The sequence below is a fragment of the Streptomyces sp. RerS4 genome, assembly GCF_023515955.1.
Classification (GTDB): domain Bacteria; phylum Actinomycetota; class Actinomycetes; order Streptomycetales; family Streptomycetaceae; genus Streptomyces.
In genome coordinates, this window is the sequence record NZ_CP097322.1 from 506619 (window position 1) to 523674 (window position 17056).

General features: G+C 71.8%; 20 protein-coding genes. 12 read left to right on the top strand and 8 right to left on the bottom strand.

Annotated elements, in window-relative coordinates:
- Positions 1-4: 4 nt before the first annotated feature.
- The 4 genes from M4D82_RS02450 to M4D82_RS02465 are packed head-to-tail and all read left to right on the top strand — an operon-like array spanning position 5 to position 2796.
- Positions 5-412 (top strand): roadblock/LC7 domain-containing protein, encoded by a 408-nt coding sequence (locus M4D82_RS02450; RefSeq protein ID WP_249771387.1) that lies wholly within the window; start codon positions 5-7, stop codon positions 410-412.
- Positions 409-768 carry a DUF742 domain-containing protein gene (locus M4D82_RS02455; RefSeq protein ID WP_249764422.1) on the top strand — a complete coding sequence of 120 codons (360 nt, stop codon included), beginning with the start codon at positions 409-411 and terminating at the stop codon, positions 766-768. Before M4D82_RS02450 ends, M4D82_RS02455 begins: the two co-directional genes overlap by 4 nt.
- A complete protein-coding gene (locus M4D82_RS02460) occupies positions 749-1369 on the top strand; it encodes a GTP-binding protein (protein ID WP_249764423.1) in 621 nt (206 codons plus the stop codon). Before M4D82_RS02455 ends, M4D82_RS02460 begins: the two co-directional genes overlap by 20 nt.
- The gene (locus tag M4D82_RS02465; RefSeq protein ID WP_249764424.1) at positions 1366-2796 is read left to right on the top strand and encodes a cytochrome P450; all 1431 of its coding nucleotides are present in this window, start codon (positions 1366-1368) and stop codon (positions 2794-2796) included. The genes M4D82_RS02460 and M4D82_RS02465 overlap by 4 nt, the downstream gene beginning before the upstream one ends.
- 60 nt (positions 2797-2856) lie before the next feature.
- Here the strand turns inward: M4D82_RS02465 and M4D82_RS02470 are convergent, their stop codons facing one another.
- Both M4D82_RS02470 and M4D82_RS02475 read right to left on the bottom strand, forming a co-directional pair.
- Positions 2857-3975: a terpene synthase family protein gene (locus tag M4D82_RS02470; protein WP_249764425.1), complete on the bottom strand. Its 1119-nt coding sequence runs from the start codon at positions 3973-3975 to the stop codon at positions 2857-2859.
- Positions 3972-4853 carry an SAM-dependent methyltransferase gene (locus M4D82_RS02475; RefSeq protein ID WP_249764426.1) on the bottom strand — a complete coding sequence of 294 codons (882 nt, stop codon included), beginning with the start codon at positions 4851-4853 and terminating at the stop codon, positions 3972-3974. The genes M4D82_RS02470 and M4D82_RS02475 overlap by 4 nt, the downstream gene beginning before the upstream one ends.
- A 704-nt stretch (positions 4854-5557) precedes the next feature.
- Between M4D82_RS02475 and M4D82_RS02480 the strand changes: the two genes are divergently transcribed.
- Positions 5558-6376 carry a CAP domain-containing protein gene (locus tag M4D82_RS02480; protein WP_249764427.1) on the top strand — a complete coding sequence of 273 codons (819 nt, stop codon included), beginning with the start codon at positions 5558-5560 and terminating at the stop codon, positions 6374-6376.
- A 163-nt stretch (positions 6377-6539) separates the two neighbouring features.
- On the opposite strand, the gene M4D82_RS02485 is transcribed toward M4D82_RS02480, so the two are convergent.
- Positions 6540-7118, bottom strand: a complete 579-nt coding sequence (locus M4D82_RS02485; RefSeq protein WP_249764428.1) for a hypothetical protein — start codon at positions 7116-7118, stop codon at positions 6540-6542.
- Positions 7119-7340: 222 nt separating this feature from the next.
- On the opposite strand from M4D82_RS02485, the gene M4D82_RS02490 reads away from it, so the two are divergent.
- Both M4D82_RS02490 and M4D82_RS02495 read left to right on the top strand, forming a co-directional pair.
- Entirely contained in the window at positions 7341-7751 is a 411-nt protein-coding gene (locus tag M4D82_RS02490) for a rodlin (protein WP_249771389.1), read from the top strand.
- Between the two features lie 220 nt (positions 7752-7971).
- Positions 7972-8919, top strand: coding sequence for a Dyp-type peroxidase (locus M4D82_RS02495; RefSeq protein WP_249764429.1), 948 nt, complete (start codon positions 7972-7974; stop codon positions 8917-8919).
- Here M4D82_RS02495 and M4D82_RS02500 read toward each other — a convergent pair.
- Complete coding sequence (locus M4D82_RS02500; protein WP_283844539.1) at positions 8901-9668, bottom strand: D-alanyl-D-alanine carboxypeptidase; 768 nt, start codon at positions 9666-9668, stop codon at positions 8901-8903. The genes M4D82_RS02495 and M4D82_RS02500 overlap by 19 nt on opposite strands.
- 201 nt (positions 9669-9869) lie before the next feature.
- Here M4D82_RS02500 and M4D82_RS02505 point away from each other — a divergent pair, with 201 nt between their 5' ends.
- The 5 genes from M4D82_RS02505 (at position 9870) to M4D82_RS02520 (ending at position 12829) form a co-directional block, all read left to right on the top strand.
- Positions 9870-10700 carry a condensation domain-containing protein gene (locus M4D82_RS02505; RefSeq protein WP_249764430.1) on the top strand — a complete coding sequence of 277 codons (831 nt, stop codon included), beginning with the start codon at positions 9870-9872 and terminating at the stop codon, positions 10698-10700.
- 86 nt (positions 10701-10786) lie between these two features.
- Positions 10787-11320, top strand: coding sequence for a chloramphenicol phosphotransferase CPT (gene cpt / locus M4D82_RS02510; RefSeq protein ID WP_249764431.1), 534 nt, complete (start codon positions 10787-10789; stop codon positions 11318-11320).
- Between the two features lie 128 nt (positions 11321-11448).
- Complete coding sequence (locus tag M4D82_RS33990) at positions 11449-11628, top strand: pyridoxal-phosphate dependent enzyme (RefSeq protein ID WP_283844438.1); 180 nt, start codon at positions 11449-11451, stop codon at positions 11626-11628.
- A gap of 17 nt (positions 11629-11645) precedes the next feature.
- The gene (locus M4D82_RS02515; RefSeq protein WP_283844439.1) at positions 11646-12191 is read left to right on the top strand and encodes a pyridoxal-phosphate dependent enzyme; all 546 of its coding nucleotides are present in this window, start codon (positions 11646-11648) and stop codon (positions 12189-12191) included.
- Positions 12188-12829 (top strand): RICIN domain-containing protein, encoded by a 642-nt coding sequence (locus tag M4D82_RS02520; RefSeq protein ID WP_249764432.1) that lies wholly within the window; start codon positions 12188-12190, stop codon positions 12827-12829. Before M4D82_RS02515 ends, M4D82_RS02520 begins: the two co-directional genes overlap by 4 nt.
- Before the next feature lie 79 nt (positions 12830-12908).
- Here M4D82_RS02520 and M4D82_RS02525 read toward each other — a convergent pair whose 3' ends face one another.
- Genes M4D82_RS02525 through M4D82_RS02540 form a run of 4 tightly spaced genes read right to left on the bottom strand, consistent with a single transcriptional unit; the run spans position 12909 to position 16848 of the window.
- Entirely contained in the window at positions 12909-14489 is a 1581-nt protein-coding gene (locus tag M4D82_RS02525; RefSeq protein WP_249764433.1) for an amidase, read from the bottom strand.
- A complete protein-coding gene (locus M4D82_RS02530) occupies positions 14486-15709 on the bottom strand; it encodes an MAB_1171c family putative transporter (RefSeq protein ID WP_249764434.1) in 1224 nt (407 codons plus the stop codon). Before M4D82_RS02530 ends, M4D82_RS02525 begins: the two co-directional genes overlap by 4 nt.
- Before the next feature lie 14 nt (positions 15710-15723).
- A complete protein-coding gene (locus tag M4D82_RS02535; RefSeq protein WP_249764435.1) occupies positions 15724-16284 on the bottom strand; it encodes a hypothetical protein in 561 nt (186 codons plus the stop codon).
- Positions 16285-16341: 57 nt separating this feature from the next.
- Positions 16342-16848, bottom strand: a complete 507-nt coding sequence (locus tag M4D82_RS02540) for a hypothetical protein (RefSeq protein ID WP_249764436.1) — start codon at positions 16846-16848, stop codon at positions 16342-16344.
- Between the last annotated feature and the right edge of the window lie 208 nt (positions 16849-17056).

The window sequence follows — 17056 nt, forward strand, 5'->3', positions numbered from 1 at the left end:
GATGATGACTCAGCGAAGCAGCAACATGGACTGGATGCTCAAGGACCTGGCCACCGGGGTGCCGCAGACCCGGCACGTGGTCGTGCTCTCCGCCGACGGGCTGTGCGTGGCGCAGCACGGGGCGGAGACGGACACGGCCGACCGGCTGGCGGCGGCGTGCGCGGGACTCCAGAGCCTGGCCGCGGCGGTCGCCGGCGAACTGCCGCATTCCAACGGTCGGATGCGTCTGGTCGTCATCGAGATGGACGGCGGGTTCTTCTACCTCATGGCCGCCGGTGACGGCTCGTACCTCGCGGTCCTCGCCGACGAGGGTGTGGACGCCGGACTGATGGGCGCCCGGATGCGCGACCTCGTCAGCCGGCTCGGAGAGCACCTGAGCACTCCGCCCCGGCACGACGGGTACCCCGCGTGAGTGAACCGCCCGGGACGTGGGAGGGCGACAGCCCCGAGAGGCTGTATGTGATCACCGGTGGCCGTAGCGAACCGTCCGTCTCCACCGAACTCGACCTGGTGACCCTGGTCGTCGCGAAGGCGATGGCCCAACCGGAGATGCAGCCCGAGCACGCGGCGATCCTGCGCATGTGCCCGTCGCCGCTGTCCGTGGCCGAGATCGCCGCGTACTCCGGGCTGCCCGTGAGCGCGGTCACCGTATTGGTCGGTGACATGGTGACCGCGCGCCACGTGCAGGTACGCCCGCCCGTTCCCGCCGCCCAGCTACCCGACGTCGCTCTGATCGAGGCAGTGATCAATGGACTTCAGAAGCTCTGACACGGCCGTCGGGCCGCGGAGCGCGGATGTGCTCCCGCAGTCGGTGACGGCCGCCGTGAAGATCGTCATCGTGGGCGGTTTCGGAGTGGGCAAGACGACGCTGGTCGGCGCGGTGAGCGAGATCAAACCGCTCACCACCGAGGAGACCATGACGAGGGCCGGCATCGGCGTCGACGACACGCGCGGGGTCGCCCGTAAGACCACGACGACCGTGGCCATGGATTTCGGCCGCATCAGCATCAACGACGAACTCGTCCTGTACCTGTTCGGGACGCCCGGCCAGGAGCGGTTCTGGTTCCTGTGGCGTGGTCTGTTCGAGGGCGCGCTCGGTGCGGTCGTGCTCCTCGACACCCGCCGGCCGGCGATCAGTTTCGACGTCATCGGCCGTCTGGAGGAACGGGGCGTGCCCTTCGTCGTGGCCGTCAACACCTTCCCCGGCGCCCCCCACCACCCCGTCGAGGAGTTGCGTGCGGCCCTCGACCTGCCCCCCTCGGTCCCGATCCTCGCCTGTGACGCGCGCAGTCGGGAATCGTGCCGCGATGTCCTGCTGACCCTCATGCGCTACCTGCACGCGCAGGCCGCTACCCCGGAGGCAATGTGACCACCAACCCCACCCCGCCGCCGGGGTGCCCGGCCCACGACGCGGGGTTCGCGTCGGGACCGTACCGGCTCCACGGTCCGGAGGCGGAGGCCGATCCGATGGGCCTCTACGAGAAGCTCCGCGCCGAGTACGGTCCGGTCGCGCCCGTCCTCGTCAGCGGGGACCTTCCCGCGTGGCTGGTGCTCGGCCACCGGGAGAACCTCGACGTGGCGCGCACCCCCTCGCGGTTCGCGCGCGACCCGCGGGGCTGGCGCGACATGCGCGAGGGCCGGGTGCCCGCGGACACGCCGCTCGGTCCGATGGTGTCCTGGGTGCCGGTGTGCAACTTCACCGACGGGCCCGTCCACGAGCGACTGCGCCGGGCGGTGGTGGAGTCCCTGGAGCGCTTCGACAAGCGCGGCATCCGCCGGTACGTGACCCGCTTCGCCAACCAGCTCGTGGACCGGGTGGCCGGTGACGGATACGCCGACCTGGTGGCCGCCTTCTCCGACGAGCTGCCGATGCTCGTGATGACGCAGTTGGTGGGGGCACCCGACGAGCACGGGCCGCGGCTGGTGAAGGCGGCGCGTGACATGTTGCAGGGCACGGAGACGGCCCTGACGAGCGACCGTTACGTCACGTCCACGCTGGAGCAGTTGGTCGCGCAGCGGAAGGCGGAGCCGGCGCACGACCTGGCCTCCTGGCTGCTGGAGCATCCGGCGCAGCTGACCGACACGGAGGTGCTCATGCACCTGCGCGTCGTGCTGATCGCGGCTTACGAGACCACCGCGAACCTGATCGCGAACACGCTGCGGACGGTCCTGACCGACAAGCGGTTCCGCGCCAGCCTGTCGGGCGGCCACATGACCCTGCCGGACGCCATCGAGCAGGTCCTGTGGGACGACCCGCCCATCAACACGATCATCGGGCGGTGGGCCACGGGCGACACCGTGCTCGGCGGGCAGGAGGTGAAGGCCGGGGACATGCTGCTGCTCGGTCTGGCGGCGGGCAACGTGGATCCGCAGATCCGACCCACCCCGGAGACCTCGGTGCGCGGGAACCGTTCGCACCTGTCCTTCAGCGGCGGTCCGCACGAGTGCCCCGGTCAGGACATCGGCCGCGCGATCGCGGACACCGGGATCGAGGTGCTGCTGGACCGACTGCCCGACGTCCAGCTGGCGGTACGCGTCGATGAGCTTCGGTGGCGCGGCACGCTGATGTCGCGGCACCTGCTGTCGCTGCCGGTACGGTTCACCCCGCGTCCGGTGCGGACGCCGTACGAGCGGCCCGAGCAGCCGGCCGGGCATCCGGCGCATGCCGCGCAGCCCGCCGCCGTGCCGGCGCCGCCCGCGCCTCCCGCGCAGCCGCCGCTCATGCCGCCGCCTCCCGTGGGGGTCGTGCGGCCGCGTAGGGCGTCCTGGTGGCGCAGGTTGCTGCGGCTGCGCTGAGTCGGCGCGATGCGTGGGTGATGGGGCCCCGACCGTGGACGGTCGGGGCCCCGCGTGCGTTCAGGTGCGCAGGTGTGACCACCAGCCGGCGATCGCCGGCAGTGGGGGCGGGCCGGTCCCGGGGTCGCTCGGCCGGTCCGCGTAGCGGATGTCGAACCGCGCTTCCGCGAGCGGGAGCGCGTGGCGGTTGCGGGGGGAGGCGTAGCGTGGTGCGCGGGTCTGCCAGGCGATGGAGCCGGCCACGTAGTGGCCCAAACCCTCCAGGTGGCGGGCCAGTTGACCGTCGCCGACCGTCGCCGCGTCGGCTTCGGCGGCCAACTGGGCTCTCAGGCGCACGAAGAGGCTCATGACCCGGTCCCGCAGGGCGACCGCGAGGGGGACGGCCTCGGCCGGTGCGCATTGTTCCCGGTGGGCGATGACGTTGACGAGGTTCACCTCCCTGGGTTCGACGTGGTCGTCCTTGTCGTAGGAGAACAGGTCGTTGTCCGCGCTGACGACGAAGCCGGCGGCGTCGGTCAGCGCCTGGAGGGCGGGCGCGTGGAGCACGTCCGGGGGCAGGCGGATCCCGCCCGCGACGTCGGACCAGGTGAGGGAGAAGCGGGTGCCGTTGGCCAGGGCCCCGAGGGCGGCGAAGTCGTTCAGGCCGGGCATGGTCCGCTGCTCGGCCTGGGTGGCCTGCCAGGCGGCGCCCAGCAGCCAGTCCCGCGTCCCTTCGACGAAGCGGCGCAGTTCGTGGGGTGTGAGGAGGGCGTGGGTGCGCTCCACGAGGTCCCGTAGGGCGCGGGTGGCGGGGCCGTCGGGGAGCAGGGCCGCGTCGGGGTTCTCGATGGTGCGCAGGAGGCGTGCGCCGTGCTCGGTGACGGCCGCCGCGGAGACCTCGGCGGCGCCGGAGTCCTGCCAGTCGTCGACGGCGTTGGCCCAGTAGTTCCACTCGACGAACAGGAGCAGGGCCTCCGTGTCCCCGCGCGGGATGATGCGGCAGGAGAAGTCGGCGCTGTGGGTCGCGAGGCCCCAGGCCCGCTCCACCGGGTCGGGGTAGAGGCCGAAGTCGTCCAGCCAGGCGACGGCGCGGGCCTCGATGCGCTTGGCCTCGGGGTGGACGGCGTCGCGCTCCAAGGGGCAGTAGAAGGCCGGCAGTCGCGGGCCGAGGCGGGACGGTCTGGGCGGTGCTTCGGTCATCGCCCTCCTCCGAGCCGGAAGAGCAGGAGACGGGTTTCCACGGCGTGGTCGCGCCAGAGGCCGAGGAGGCGGCGTTGGGTGCGCGTCGACTCCCGCAACCGCTCCGGGCTCCAGCCGCCGGCCGTGGCGCCGCCCGCTCGGAGGCGTTCGAGTTCGGCGGTGTTCCAGGCCGTGGACTGGGTCCAGAACTCGGCGACGACGTCGGTGACGTCCTCGTCCCGCGCCAGTTCGAATCCGGCCGCCTCGGCGGCGATCAGGTATTCCGTGCGGGTGCCGAGTCGGGTTCTGTAATACCGGTCGATAAAGCCGCGCCATTGGAGTTCGCGCAGGAAGTGCTCCTGGATGCCGAACCAGCCGCCGGGTTCCAGGGCTTCGGCGACGACCTCGAACAGGCGGGTGCGGTCGGTGTAGCCGCTGCTCTCGTTGGCGTAGGCGGCGTCGTAGGCGTGGTGTTCACGCAGGTCGTGGACGTCCCCCAGGATGGGGGTGACCTGCCGGGAGACCCCGGCCTGACGGGCGAATTCCCGTACGATCGGGACGTGTTCGGGCGCGATGGTCAGCCCGGTTACCTGCGCGCCGTGCTGCTGGGCCCAGTAGAGGGACCCGCCGCCCAGCCCGCAGCCGATGTCCAACAGGCGGCGCGGGGGCTTCTCGTACGCGCCCCAGGAGCGGGCGGCGTGCTCGACTATCGCTTCCTGCGCGTCGGTGATCCGCTGCCTGAGCACGGCCTGGGGGACGGCCGTCGGCGGATGGGACCCGTCCGCGAAGAGGCCCAGGTGGAAGTGGACGCGTGGGCCGGGGCCGTACTTGTGCAGGATGTCGAGCGTCTTGCGGCTGTAATAAAGCCGCACCTGGTCGTCCTGGTCGTCCATTCCCATGCCCTGGCCACCGCCTAAGCACGTCGCGGAGGAGGAAACGCTCATGTGGGATCCGCCCTTTCCGGGTGTAGGACCGCCGGAGTGCGATGCCTGAATGCGCACCGCGCACAACCGGCGCTTTCGCGACACAGGGATCATCGTGGCAGCTGCCCGCGCAGCCGTCAGCCCCTGTGGACGAGCGCGAATCGTCAAGGATCGGTGAAGGGACTCGACCGCCGGTCCGGGCACGCGCCACCCTCGCAATCCTGTTCGTCGTGCGTGCGTTTCGTCGGCGCAATGACAGCGAACCGGATGATCCACGCCGCGGCGTGATTTCGGTGGGCGGGAAGGCGTGACATGCGTCACGGCGTTCAGGTCGGTTCGTGCGGCGTCGGGGCACCGGAGCGGGGTCGACATATCGGCACTTGTCCGGTTTGGGATTGACATTCCCCTCACGGCCGGAAACGGAATTGATCATTACGGATCCCGCTTCGCCAATCGGACTGGTCACGGGTGATTCTGGTGACGCATCAGCGTCCCGCCGCGGTCGCCCCTTCGACGCAATGCACGATCTTCCGGTCGATTCAAGCCGCGCACCGGAATTCCCCTTCGGTCGGGAAAGGGGAACTTGCCAGGTCACCGGCGGACTTCTAAGAATGGCGGCATTCCGGCGCCCCGGGCAGGTCGGACGCCGGGGGCTTCGCGATCACCGAATGAGGTCACGCATGAGGAAGCACCGCAAGAAAACCCGTCATAAGAAGATAGCCGTCGCCGTCGGCGCTCTGGCCATCGTGGGCGTGCCCACGGCCGCCATGGCATGCCTCGGCCCGCAGGACACGGGCCCGACGCGCAACGTCAGCCGGCAGGAGAGCCTCCACCGGCAGGACGTCCCCGTGGTCCCCCCGAGCTTCCCCGCGCCGGCGACCACCCCGTCGGACAGCCCCGTCGCCTCCGACGGCAGCGGCGACGCGGACGCCCCCGCGACGCCCGTCGCGGACTCGCGCCAGGACCGGCCGCAGGCCGAGGCCCCCCGCCACCGCGCACCGGCCGCCGTCAGGACGCAGGCCGCTCCGGCGCCCGCCAAGCCCGCTCCCGCCACGCCGGCCCCCGAGGCGCCGGCACCCGAGGCGCCCGCCGCGGACGCCCCGAGCTCCGACGCCTCGGTCTCCGGCGCAGCCGCCCGGGTCCTCGAACTCGTCAACAAGGAGCGCGCCGCCGTCCAGTGCCCGGCGCTCACGATCAACGACAAGCTCACGAAGGCCGCGCAGGACCACAGCGCGGACATGGCCGCCCACGGCAACATGTCCCACACCGGCTCCGACGGTTCCGACGCGGGGCAGCGCATCACCCGCGCCGGTTACACGTGGCGCACGTACGGCGAGAACGTCGCGTACGGCTACAGCACCCCCGAGCAGGTCATGGAGGGCTGGATGAGCAGCCCCGGGCACAAGCGGAACATCCTCGACTGCTCCTACAAGGAGATCGGCATCGGCCTCGCCCAGCCGAACCACTACTGGACGCAGAACTTCGGCGCGAGCCGCTGACCCCCTCCGCCCCGAGCGGCGGGAAGGATCGGTCGGCGTGAGGCCGTGACGCCGAGGGGCCCGGATCGTTGGTCCGGGCGGTCAGCGAAGTGACCACCGGACCCCGGGACCTTTCGGTCCCGGGGTCCGGTGCTGTGAGGTGACGTCCCGTCAGGCAGTCCCGTCAGAGAGCGCTCTTGGACGCGTCGGAGACGACGCACTCCTTGTACTCGCTGCCGTCACCCTTGCCCAGGTACGGGGTCGTGGCCTGCGTCTGCTGGGAGGCGCCCGCCTTCACGGTGAGGCTGGAGACCCGCGCCGTGGCGGGGATCGCGTTCGCGGAGGCGGTCGCGGTGGCGCTGCCGCGGAACTTCATGGTGATGTTGTACGTGTAGTCCACCGAGCCGCTGTTGGTGACGGTGAGTCGGGCGACCAGGTTCTTGCCCGAGGCGTCCATCTTGCAGCTGTCGATCTTGATGTCGCGTTCGGCCTTGTTCCTGCTGCCGGACCCGCCGGGCACCGAGACGCCGCCCGAGCTGGACGCGGAGCTGTCGCTGCCGCCGGTCGTGCTGCCGGTCGTACCGCCGGAGGAGCTGTCGGAGGAGCCGCCCGAGGAGCTGCTGGAGGAGCCGCCGGAGGAGCCCGAGCCGGAGCTTGAGCTGCCACCGCCGCCACAACTGGCGCCGTGGGAGCCACGGGCTCCGGTGAGGGCGATGACGGCGATACCGAAGACGGCGACCGCGCGGACATGACGAAGTTTCACGTTCTACCCCGTTGGAATTCAGTGTGCGAAAGGCCCATCTTGACGGGCGCACGTCACCCTAGCAGCGGTCGAGCAGTGCTCCGTCTCCCGTCCGCGGCAGGCCCGTCGAGGCGTTCCTCTCACCCAGGCGGGTGGCAGAGCACACCCCCGGGTCCCCGAGCGCCGTTGAATCGACCGAGCACCGCACGGTGCCACCACTCCCCCACGATGAACAGGATGACCATGCTCAAGAAGGTTGTTGGTACGGCCGCGGCCGCCGCGTCCGTCCTCGGTGTCAGCGCCGCCGTCGCCGCCCCGGCCATGGCCATCGGCAACGACAACGGGGTCAACACGGTCAACGGCAACAACTCCGTCCAGGCCTACGGCAACCAGAAGACCCACGGCGACCAGAGCCCGCAGCTCGGCCTGGTCCAGGGCACCCTGAACAAGCCCTGCGTCGGCCTGCCCGTCAAGGTCAACGCGCAGTCGATCCTGGCCCTGGTCAACGTCGGCGTCCAGGACATCAACGTCCTGTCCAACCCGCAGAACCAGCAGTGCACCGAGAACTCCACCCAGGCCAAGGGCGACGAGCCGCTCTCGCACATCCTCAGCAACATCCCGGTCCTCTCCGGCAACGTGTCCAACGGCAGCTGATCCCGGCCGACGCGGGCGCGCGGGCGGACACGGACGCGGGCGGGGCCGAACGGCCCCGCCCGCGTGGCGTATCCGGTGCGGCGTTCGAGCGGCGGGGATCGGTTCCATACCTTCGGATCCTTTGGCCGCGGGCGGGGTAGGACGGGGCGGCGTGGGCAGGCATGGTGGGCCACATCTGCCGGCCCCCGGCCGCCGCCGGGCAGACGTCCGAGGAGAACCCGTGCCGACTCCACCGAACCAGTCCGTGATCGCGCCGCCGAGCCGGGCGGCCGTCTTCCTCGTCCTCACCCTCGCCGAAGGCTCCGAGCAGGTCGTCCGTGACGTCCTGGCCGACATGCCCGCCCTGGTGCGTTCCGTCGGCTTCCGGGTGCCGGAGGACGAGCTCGGCTGTGTCGTGGGCATCGGATCCCGTGCCTGGGACCGGCTGTTCGGCTCTCCCCGGCCGGCGGAGCTCCATCCGTTCGTCCCGCTGAGGGGCGCACGGCACGTCGCCCCGGCGACGGACGGGGATCTGCTGTTGCACGTCCGGGCGCGGCACGAGGGCACGTGCTTCGAGCTGGCCGGGCTGATCACGCGGCGCCTGGGCGGCGCCGCGACGGTGGTGGACGAGACCCGGGGCTTCACCTCGTTCGACCGCCGCAACGTGCTCGGCTTCGCCGACGGCACGGAGAACCCGACCGGCACGGGCGCGGAACGCACGGTGTTCGTGGGCGAGGAGGACCCCGCCTTCGCGGGCGGCAGCTACGTCGTCGTGCAGAAGTACCTCCACGACATCGACGCCTGGAGCGCGTTGCCGGTGGAGGAACAGCAGCGGGTCATCGGCCGTACCAAGACGGAGGACGTCGAACTCTCCGAGAAGGACCAGCCGGCGGACTCCCACGTGGCGGTGAACCAGGTCGAGGACGCGGACGGCGAGGAGTTGGAGATCGTCCGCCTGAACCTGTCCTTCGGCTCGCTCGCGGCAAGGGAGTTCGGGACGTACTTCATCGGCTACTGCCGTACGCCGTCGATCGTCGAGCAGATGCTGCGGAACATGTTCCTCGGCACGCCGGATGCCGCCTACGACCGGCTCCTCGACTTCTCCACGGCGGTGACCGGCAGCCTCTTCTACGTTCCGACGCCCGCGTTCCTTGAGGCGTGCGGCGGTCCTCAGGGCGGCGATTCCTGAAGGTAGGCGGCGATCAGGGCGAGGTCGTTCGCGATGGCCACGACGTCGGCGGTGTCGGCGGACGGTGTGGTGGCGCCGGTGACACCGGCGTAGAAGGTCTGGAAGCGGCCTCCGCCCTTGTCGAGGTAGCCGGCGATGGTGATGGCGCCGACGGAGAGGCGGTCGTTGAGGGCGTCCCCGCCGACGGCCGCGCCGGTCTTCGCGAACACCTTGCCGCGGGCCGGGCAGGAGCGGCAGTTCTGGGCCAGGAGCCCGTCGACCCCGAGGATCGGCAGTGCCTCCCGGAAGCGCCGGGCCTGCGGGGTGCGCTGCCAGTAGGCCGGCATCTGTACGAGTGCCTCGGGCGTGGCGCGGTCGGCGGGGTTGCCTCCCCGGCCGTCCATGAGTTCCACCTGTTCGCGGTCGACGCCCGCCCGGTCCAGGAAGTCGGCGAGGACCGGGAAGCCGGCGGCGCACTGCCGGCTGCCGGTGGTGACGCTCATGAGGCAGATGCCCAGGTTGGCGCCCAGGTTGTGGCTGACCTTGAGGATCAGCTCGGCGTACTGCTCGTACGGCGGTGAGGTGTACGCGGCGACGCGCGGCCGGCCCGCGTAGTCGCGCGGCAGCCGGGCGACCGGGTTGGGGCCCGTCGCGGCGGCCGTGACCTCGACGCCGGCGCGGGCGAGGGCCTCGATCAGCGCGGCCCGGCCGAACGCGGCCGGATCGGTGATGGGCGAGGTGCGCAGCAGCGGCCTGGCGTCGGCGGCGATCGAGGGCGGTCCCCGTCAGGGCGGTCCGACGGCTGACCCGGTGTCGGTTCGTCGTCATGCGTCGATCCTGTCGGCGGCCGCGCGGTCCCGCGATCGGGCAAGGACCCACGAAACCCTGACTCGTCCCTGACAACTTCCAGGGCTCGGCCCCGATGTCGGCGGCCCGGAACCGGGGGCTGGGCTCCTGCGTCCCTTCGGGGCATGAGCGGACAATCACCGGCGAGAGCCGGCGCCGGGCGGCTTCTCGCCGGCCTGGGCGCGACGGTCGGGGCGGTCGTGTGGGCGCCTCGGGCGTGCGCGCGGCGTCTGCCGACCTCCGTTCCGCGGCCGCCCTCGTTCAGCCATCGGGGCGCGCGGCTCAACCAGGGCTCGGGCGCCGAACTACGGCAGGCCGTCGAAGGTTTGGCGAAGGAGGCGGGCACCACGCCGTACGCCGTCTGCCTCCTCGCGCTCGCCGTCCTGGTGGCCCGGCACACCGGGCAGCATGACGTGCTCATCGGCTCGCCCTTCTCCGGGCGCCCGAACAGGGAGTCCGAGGACGTCATCGGCTTCTTCACCAACACCGCGGCGATGCGGGTGTCCCTCGGCGACGACCGGGCCCCGTCGCGCGTACTCGGCGACCTCGACGGCCAGGTCCAGGAGGCCCTGGAGCACCAGCACGTGGCGTTCAACGACGTGGTGCGGGCCGTCGAAGCCCGCGCCGGCGCCTCGGGCCGGCCCCTCGTCCAGGTGGTCCTCGCCCATCAGGGCCCGCTGCGACCGCCGGCCGGGCTCACCGGCACCGACGCGGTGCCGTGGCTCGTGGACAACGGCACGGCCAAGGCCGATCTGACGATCAAGATCAACGAGGTCGAGGACGAGGACGAGCTGGTGGTGCTGCTCCCGTACAGCACCGATGTCCTGGACCGGTCGACCGCACAGCGGATGCCGGACGAGTACGTCGGCATACTGCGTGAGGTGACGAGCGAGCCCGAACGGCCCGTGCGCCTCTCGGCACGCGCCGAGCAGCCGGTCGGCGCCGCAGGCGCATGACTCACGGTCCAACCAACCGGTCACCCGCGCAACACCGCGCAACACCGCGCAACACAACGCAAAACCGTGGAAGGCGAGTTCATCGAGTGAGTACCCAAGTCATCGTGTTGAACGGCGGATCCAGTTCCGGCAAGTCCGGGATCGTCCGTTGCCTCAAGGCGATTCTCCCCCAGCCCTGGATCAACATGGGCGTGGATGACCTGATCGACCGGCTGCCGCCCTCCCTGCTCGACTCGGACTCCGGCGTCGCGTTCGGGCAGGGTGGCGAGGTCGTCCTCGGCGACGACTGGCGCGCGCTCGAAACCGCCTGGACGAAGGGCGTCGCCGCGATGGCTCGGGCGGGCGCCCGGATCATCATCGACGACGTCTTCCTCGGCGGTCGGACCGACCAGGAGCGCCTCCGCGGACACCTCGAAGGCCTCGACGTGCTGTGGGTCGGCGTGCGCTGCGACCCCGAGACCGCCTCGGGCCGGGAGATCGCCCGCGGGAACCGCGTGCCCGGCATGGCGGTGCTGCAGGCCGAGACCGTGCACAAGGGCGTCGTGTACGACGTGGAGGTCGACACCACCCGCACCGAAACGCTCGACTGCTCTCGCGCCATCGCCCGCCATGTGAGCTGACGGGACCCACCGGAGAGGGGCGGGCGGACGTACCACCCGCGACACGCCCGCCCCGACCGACCGAGACCGCCACCGGCGGCCCGACCGGGCCCGCGAAGGCCGTATTCGCCTGCGAAGGACGGTTTCCCATGCCTCTGTACGACAGCGTCCTCGACACCATCGGCCGCACGCCGATCGTCAAGCTGAACCGCATCGCGCCGGACCACGTCACGCTCTACGCCAAGGTCGAGTCGTTCAACCCCGGCGGCTCCGTGAAGGACCGCCTCGCGCTCTCGGTCATCCTCGACGCCGAGCGACAGGGGAGCTGAAGCCCGGCGACACGATCGTGGAATGCACCTCGGGCAACGTGGGCGTCGCCCTGGCGATGGTGGCCGCCGCGCGCGGGTACCGGTTCGTGGCGGTCATGGGCGACGACTTCTCGGTGGAGCGGCGCAAGGTCATCCGGGCGTACGGCGGCAAGGTGATCCTCTTCCCCGCCGTCGCCGAGGGCAGTGCCGGCGGACGGGCCAGGGCCGACGAACTGGGCGAGAAGCACGGCTGGTTCCGCTCCCGGCAGTTCGACAACCCGGCCGATCCCGCCTACCACCGCGAGACGACGGCGGCCGAGATCCTCAGCGACTTCGCCGGCAAGCGCCTGGACTACTTCGTCTGCGGCTTCGGCACCAGCGGGACCCTCACGGGTTTCGGTCAGATGCTGAAGTTGGCCCGACCCGACGTGCGCGTCGTGACTCCGTGCGACCTGGGGCACGGGACCGTTTGCTTCGGCGATGGCCGGATCCCTAAGGTTCCGACCGGCCGGGGCGGGACCGTCCCGGGGCAGGGAACGGCCTTCCGGGTAGCGGTGGGAGGCTGCGGAAAGGGGCGAACGTGACGGGCTTCGACGATCGGCACACCGGTACGGAACAGAACGTCAGTTCGCAAACGCGATCGACGGTGTGGGAGCTGTTACGCCGCCGGGCCGGCGTGTGGGTACGGCGGCGCCGGGTGTGGCTCGTCGGGGGCGTGTGCGGCGCTCTGCTGTGCGCGGGCCTCGCGTCCGGGTTCCTCCTCCGGCCGTCGGAACCCCCGGCCGGGCGGGACGCGTCCGCCCGGGGACTGGGGCCGGGTGGCGCGCGGCAGCAGCCCGAGGGCCCGAGGACCTTCGCCAACCGCGCCACGGGGAGCCGCCTGGACCACAGCCTCGACAGGGGGCTGCGTACGCACGCGCCCAACGGCACGAGCCACCAGCGGTGGACGGTCCGATCGCTGCCCGACGGGAGCGGTGAGGTGCGCAATCACGCCACGGGGGCCTGCCTGGACGACGCCGCCTCCGGGCTGCGCGCGGCGAGTTGTACGCGGGCCCCTTCCCAGCGGTGGACGGTGACGGCCTTGGACGACGCGTCGGTCGAGGTCAAGAGCCGCTCGTCCGGAACCTGTCTGACCGACGGCGGCCAGGGACTGCGGGCGACGCCCTGCGACGGCTCGGACCACCAGCGGTGGGGGGCAGTTGAGGCGGGCCCCGGGCGGTAGTGCCCGGGGCCCTCCTCCGTGCGGGTTCGCCCCGCCCCACCCCCGTGGGGGCAGAGCGAACCCGGTCTCGGTGGCCCGGTCAGCCGGTGGGCACGACGGGCTCGGGGAGGCGGCGGGCCAGGTGCCTGGCCACGTCGATCACGGTGCGGTCGGCCAGATAGGGGCCGATGATCTGGACGGCCAGGGGCAGGCCGTCGGCGGTGCGACCGGCGGGCACGACCACGGCGGGCAGCTTGACGTGCCCGGCGAGGTTCAGCCATGCCGTCTGGTCGAAGTACGACCGCTTCTCGCCGTCGACCGTGATGCGGCGCTGCGGCACCGGTGTGGACGTCTGGTCCTCGACGGCCGCCGTGGGAGCGGCCGCGGTGATGAGGACGTCGTGGGTGGTGAAGTACTCGGCCCAGCGCTCGCGCAGCTTCTCGCGCTCCTCGTTGGCGCGCAGCCAGTCGCGGTGGCGCATGGTGCGCGACTTCAGGAACAGCGCCCCGGGGTGGTCGGCGGGGAGTTGGTCGGCCGCCGCGATGTCGTCGGCGAAGCCGGCGTCGGTGGCGGTGGCGCTCGTGGTGGCGTACATGAGGCGCTGGAAGAGCGTGTCGCTCGCGGCGAGGTCCACGGGGCGGGTGGTGTCGTCCACGGTGGCGCCGGCGGATCGTACGAGGTCGGCGACCCGGGCGAGGAGGTCGCGCGTGTCGTGGTCGACGTGGCAGTACGGGTCGTCCTGCCACACGCCGACGCGGTAGTCGCCGAGGTGCGCGTGGCGCGGCGCCGGGAGGTCGATCCTCCAGGCGGGGGTGTCGGCGGGGGCCGGGGCGACGAGGACGTCCAGGAGCAGGGCGAGGTCGTCGGCGTCGCGGGCGATCGGTCCGACGGTGAGCATGTCGGAGTCGGTGATCCAGCCGGGCGGGCGCGGGATGTGGCCGCGGGTGGGGACGATGCCGCCGCTGGGGCGCAGCGCGTACACCCCGCAGTACGCGGCGGGCAGGCGCAGGGAGCCCGCGAGGTCGGAGCCGACTTCGAGGCTGCTGATGCCCGAGGCGACGGCGGCGGCGGGGCCGCCGGAGGATCCGCCGGCGGTCTTCGTCGGGTCGTGGGGGTTCCTCGTGGTGCCGAAGAGCGGGTTGGAGGTCTGGATGTCCTGGCACATGACCGGCACGTTGGTCTTGCCGATGATGACGGCGCCCGCGGCGCGCAGCCGGGCGACGGCGTCCGCGTCCCGGTCGGGGACGTGGGCGGCGAGGTCGGGCGAGCCGCAGGTGGTGCGCAGACCCTTGGTCTCCAGGGCGTCCTTGACGGTCATGGGCAGGCCGTGGAGCGCGCCGAGCGGCTTGCCCGTCCTGGCGAGGTGGCGGTCGGCGGCGTCGGCCGCCGCGCGGGCGCCGTCGGCGTCCAGGGTGACGACGGCGTCGAGGGCGGGGTTGGTCTTCTCCAGGTGCAGGAGGTACTGCTCCAGCAGGGCGCGGCTGGTGACGGTACGGCGGCGCAGTGCGTCGAGCTGGGCGTGGGCGGGCGCCCGGTGCAGGGTGTCCACGGGTACGGGGTGGGGGGTCGTCGGGGGCGTCGGCGTGCTCGGGCGGGAGCGGCCGGCCGCCGACGAGGCGGCCATCCCGGCCGCGGCGGCGATGGCCGTGGCGGTGATGAGCAGGGTGCGGCGGAAGATCACGAACGGGCTCCTGAGGTGGTGCTGCGGGGCTCGGCAGCGCTGCGGCTCGGGCGCGGGGGGAGGGCGAAGTGGGCGGCGACGCGTTGGAGGTGGAGCAGCTCGTCCTCGGTGGTGGGGAGGGCGAGTTCGGCGTCCGCGTACTCGCCGGGGGCCGGGGCGGGGTCGTCGGCGGCGTGCCGGGCGAGGGCGGCGCGGATCTGGTCGGCGGTGACGGCCGCGGCGAGTTCGGCTCCGTTGAGACCCTCGGCGGTACGCCGGGCCTCGGACTCGGTGCGGGCGGCCGGGTCGAGGTAGCGGCGCATCAGCTTCTGGCCCTGGCGGATCTCGACGCGGCGGCGCAGCAGGGGGAAGTGCGCGTCACGTCCGCGCAGGACGTCCTGGAGCTGGTGGGCGGGGCGGCGCAGCGTGATGCCGGGGTCGGCCTGGTCGAGCGCGGACCACAGCGGGCCCAGGCGGCGGTAGCGCAGGTGTGCGGTGGCCCAGGCACGGGCGCTGGTGGTGCGCAGGGCGAGGGTGGGGATGAGGTAGCCGATCTGGGTGAGGGTGGCTCCGATGTCCCCGCAGGCCCAGGCGAACCCGTTGAGCCCACCGACGCTGAAGCCGACCTCGGCGCCGATGATGCCGGCGATGCGGATTCCGCTGTAGCCGAGGGTGATGACGGCTCCGACGGTGACCAGGCGCAGGCTGAAGGCGATGGAACGGTTCGTCGCGGTGCGGGCGTAGCGCAGGCAGGAGCGCGCCAGGTAGATCTCGGCGGCGCTGTAGGTGCCGAAGTAGAGCAGGACGTACGCCTGGAAGAAGGGGTCGTGGGCGTAGTAGAGGGAGAAGTCGGTGGGCCGGGTCGTGGCCGGGGTGAGCAGCACGAAGAGCACGGCCATGGTGGCGATGACGGCGCCGGCGCAGGCGAGCAGCAGCGTGGCGCGTCGACGGGCCTCGCGCGGCGGCTTCGACCAGTGCGCGAGGACGGTGGCCTGGAGGGCGAGGACCAGGATCACACAGCCCTGCGCGAGGGGGACGACGATGTTCGGCACGCCGAGGAGGCCGTCGACGCGCACCCACACCCAGGTGAGGGAGAGGGCGTAACTGAGCGCGGAGAAGCCGTAGGTGAAGGCGAGCGCGACGAGCGCGGGGTCGCGGCGGCTTCGGCCGAGGTCGCGCAGGAGGACGATGAACCCGGTACCGGCGATGGCCAGACACAGGGGGTGAAGGATGTCTTTCACGGGGCCCTATTCGGTCAGCGCAGCAGCGTGCGGGTGATGGGGTCGGCGTCCTCGCGGGAGACCGGGGCGCGGGGTGCGCTCAGGTGCTCCTGGAGGAGGGAGCCGAGCATCTCGGCCTCGAACTCGTCCGGCTCGGTGTAGCGGGTGCGGCCGAGGACCAGTTGGACGGTGGCGGGGTCGATGTCGGTGATCAGGCCGCCGAGGTTCGCGGTGTCCAGGGGGGTGTTGCCGCGGTGGTTCCTGAGCATGTGGCCGAACTCGTGGCCGACGATGATCTCGGCGTGGGCGCGGCTGATGGCGGTGTCGTAGAACACGTAGTCGGTGTCGCCGGTGGCGAGCCACAGGCCGCAGGGGGCGGAGGCGTCGAGGGAGTCGGGGTCGGTGGGGTCGGAGGCGAAGGGCATCAGCCGGATCGACCGGTCGAGGCGTTCCTCCATGAAGGGCACGAGGTCCAGGACGGAATCGACCGCGGGGAGTTCGAGGCTTTCGACGAACTCGCGGTTGCGACGCTCGACTTCGTCTGCCGCGCGGAGGTTTTCGCGCGCGGTCGTGCGGTTACGCCGGATGGGCCACATGAGCCTTCCTCCCCTCCTGAAGTCGCGCGCGGGCCGTGGTGGTGGCGCCTACGCCGGTCACGGCAGGTTCCTCGCGGTCTCGCCCGACTCGCCCGACTCGTCGGACAGGCCTTCCTCCTTGCGTACGGCGTCCAGTGCCGCGAGGACCTTGCGCTGGCCGGCGGCGGAGACGCCCATCGCCCGGAGGGCGATCTGCTCGACTCCGTTCTCCTTGAGCTTGCGCAGGATCTCGAACTGCGTGGCGACCTTCACCGTCACCTCGTCCTCGACGAAGTAGGCGGCCTCGACGCCGAAGAAGCGGGCGAGGAGGGGCACCATGGTGATGGTCGGGGTGCGCTTGCCGGCCCGCAGGTAGCTGAGGTGCGCACGCGTGTAACTGTCCTCGCCGTACGACGAGATGGTGCGGGCGACGTGCGCGTTGGTGTACTCCTCCGCGCCCGGGGGGCGGACCCGGTCGAACAGGAAGTTCAGCCGGTCACTGAAGGAGGCGCCTGGTCCCGGAACCGGGAACGGCACCGGTCTGGGCGCTTCCGCCTCGTCGGGGCCGTCTTCTGAATCCACCACTGGGCACTGCTCCCTTTCCTCGGGCGTAACTATAGTTGACACCCGTTACGCGTAACTATAGTTGACGCTCCGATGAGCGACCACCGTGGTTTCGGACATGCAGAGGACCGCCGAAGCGAGTGGAGCGGCTCGGCGGTGCGGGGTGGTGGCGTGGCGGCGCGGTCGCCGTCGTGGAGGGTGTGACGGGCCGGACCCCGGGCCGCGGTGG

Coding starts and splice junctions, on each gene's coding strand:
- M4D82_RS02450 (WP_249771387.1), top strand. CDS start 5: ATGACTCAGCGAAGCAGCAACATGGACTGGATGCTCAAGGACCTGGCC.
- M4D82_RS02460 (WP_249764423.1), top strand. CDS start 749: ATGGACTTCAGAAGCTCTGACACGGCCGTCGGGCCGCGGAGCGCGGAT.
- M4D82_RS02470 (WP_249764425.1), bottom strand. CDS start 3,975: ATGACCGAAGCACCGCCCAGACCGTCCCGCCTCGGCCCGCGACTGCCG.
- M4D82_RS02475 (WP_249764426.1), bottom strand. CDS start 4,853: ATGGGAATGGACGACCAGGACGACCAGGTGCGGCTTTATTACAGCCGC.
- M4D82_RS02480 (WP_249764427.1), top strand. CDS start 5,558: ATGAGGAAGCACCGCAAGAAAACCCGTCATAAGAAGATAGCCGTCGCC.
- M4D82_RS02490 (WP_249771389.1), top strand. CDS start 7,341: ATGCTCAAGAAGGTTGTTGGTACGGCCGCGGCCGCCGCGTCCGTCCTC.
- M4D82_RS02505 (WP_249764430.1), top strand. CDS start 9,870: ATGAGCGGACAATCACCGGCGAGAGCCGGCGCCGGGCGGCTTCTCGCC.
- M4D82_RS33990 (WP_283844438.1), top strand. CDS start 11,449: ATGCCTCTGTACGACAGCGTCCTCGACACCATCGGCCGCACGCCGATC.
- M4D82_RS02535 (WP_249764435.1), bottom strand. CDS start 16,284: ATGTGGCCCATCCGGCGTAACCGCACGACCGCGCGCGAAAACCTCCGC.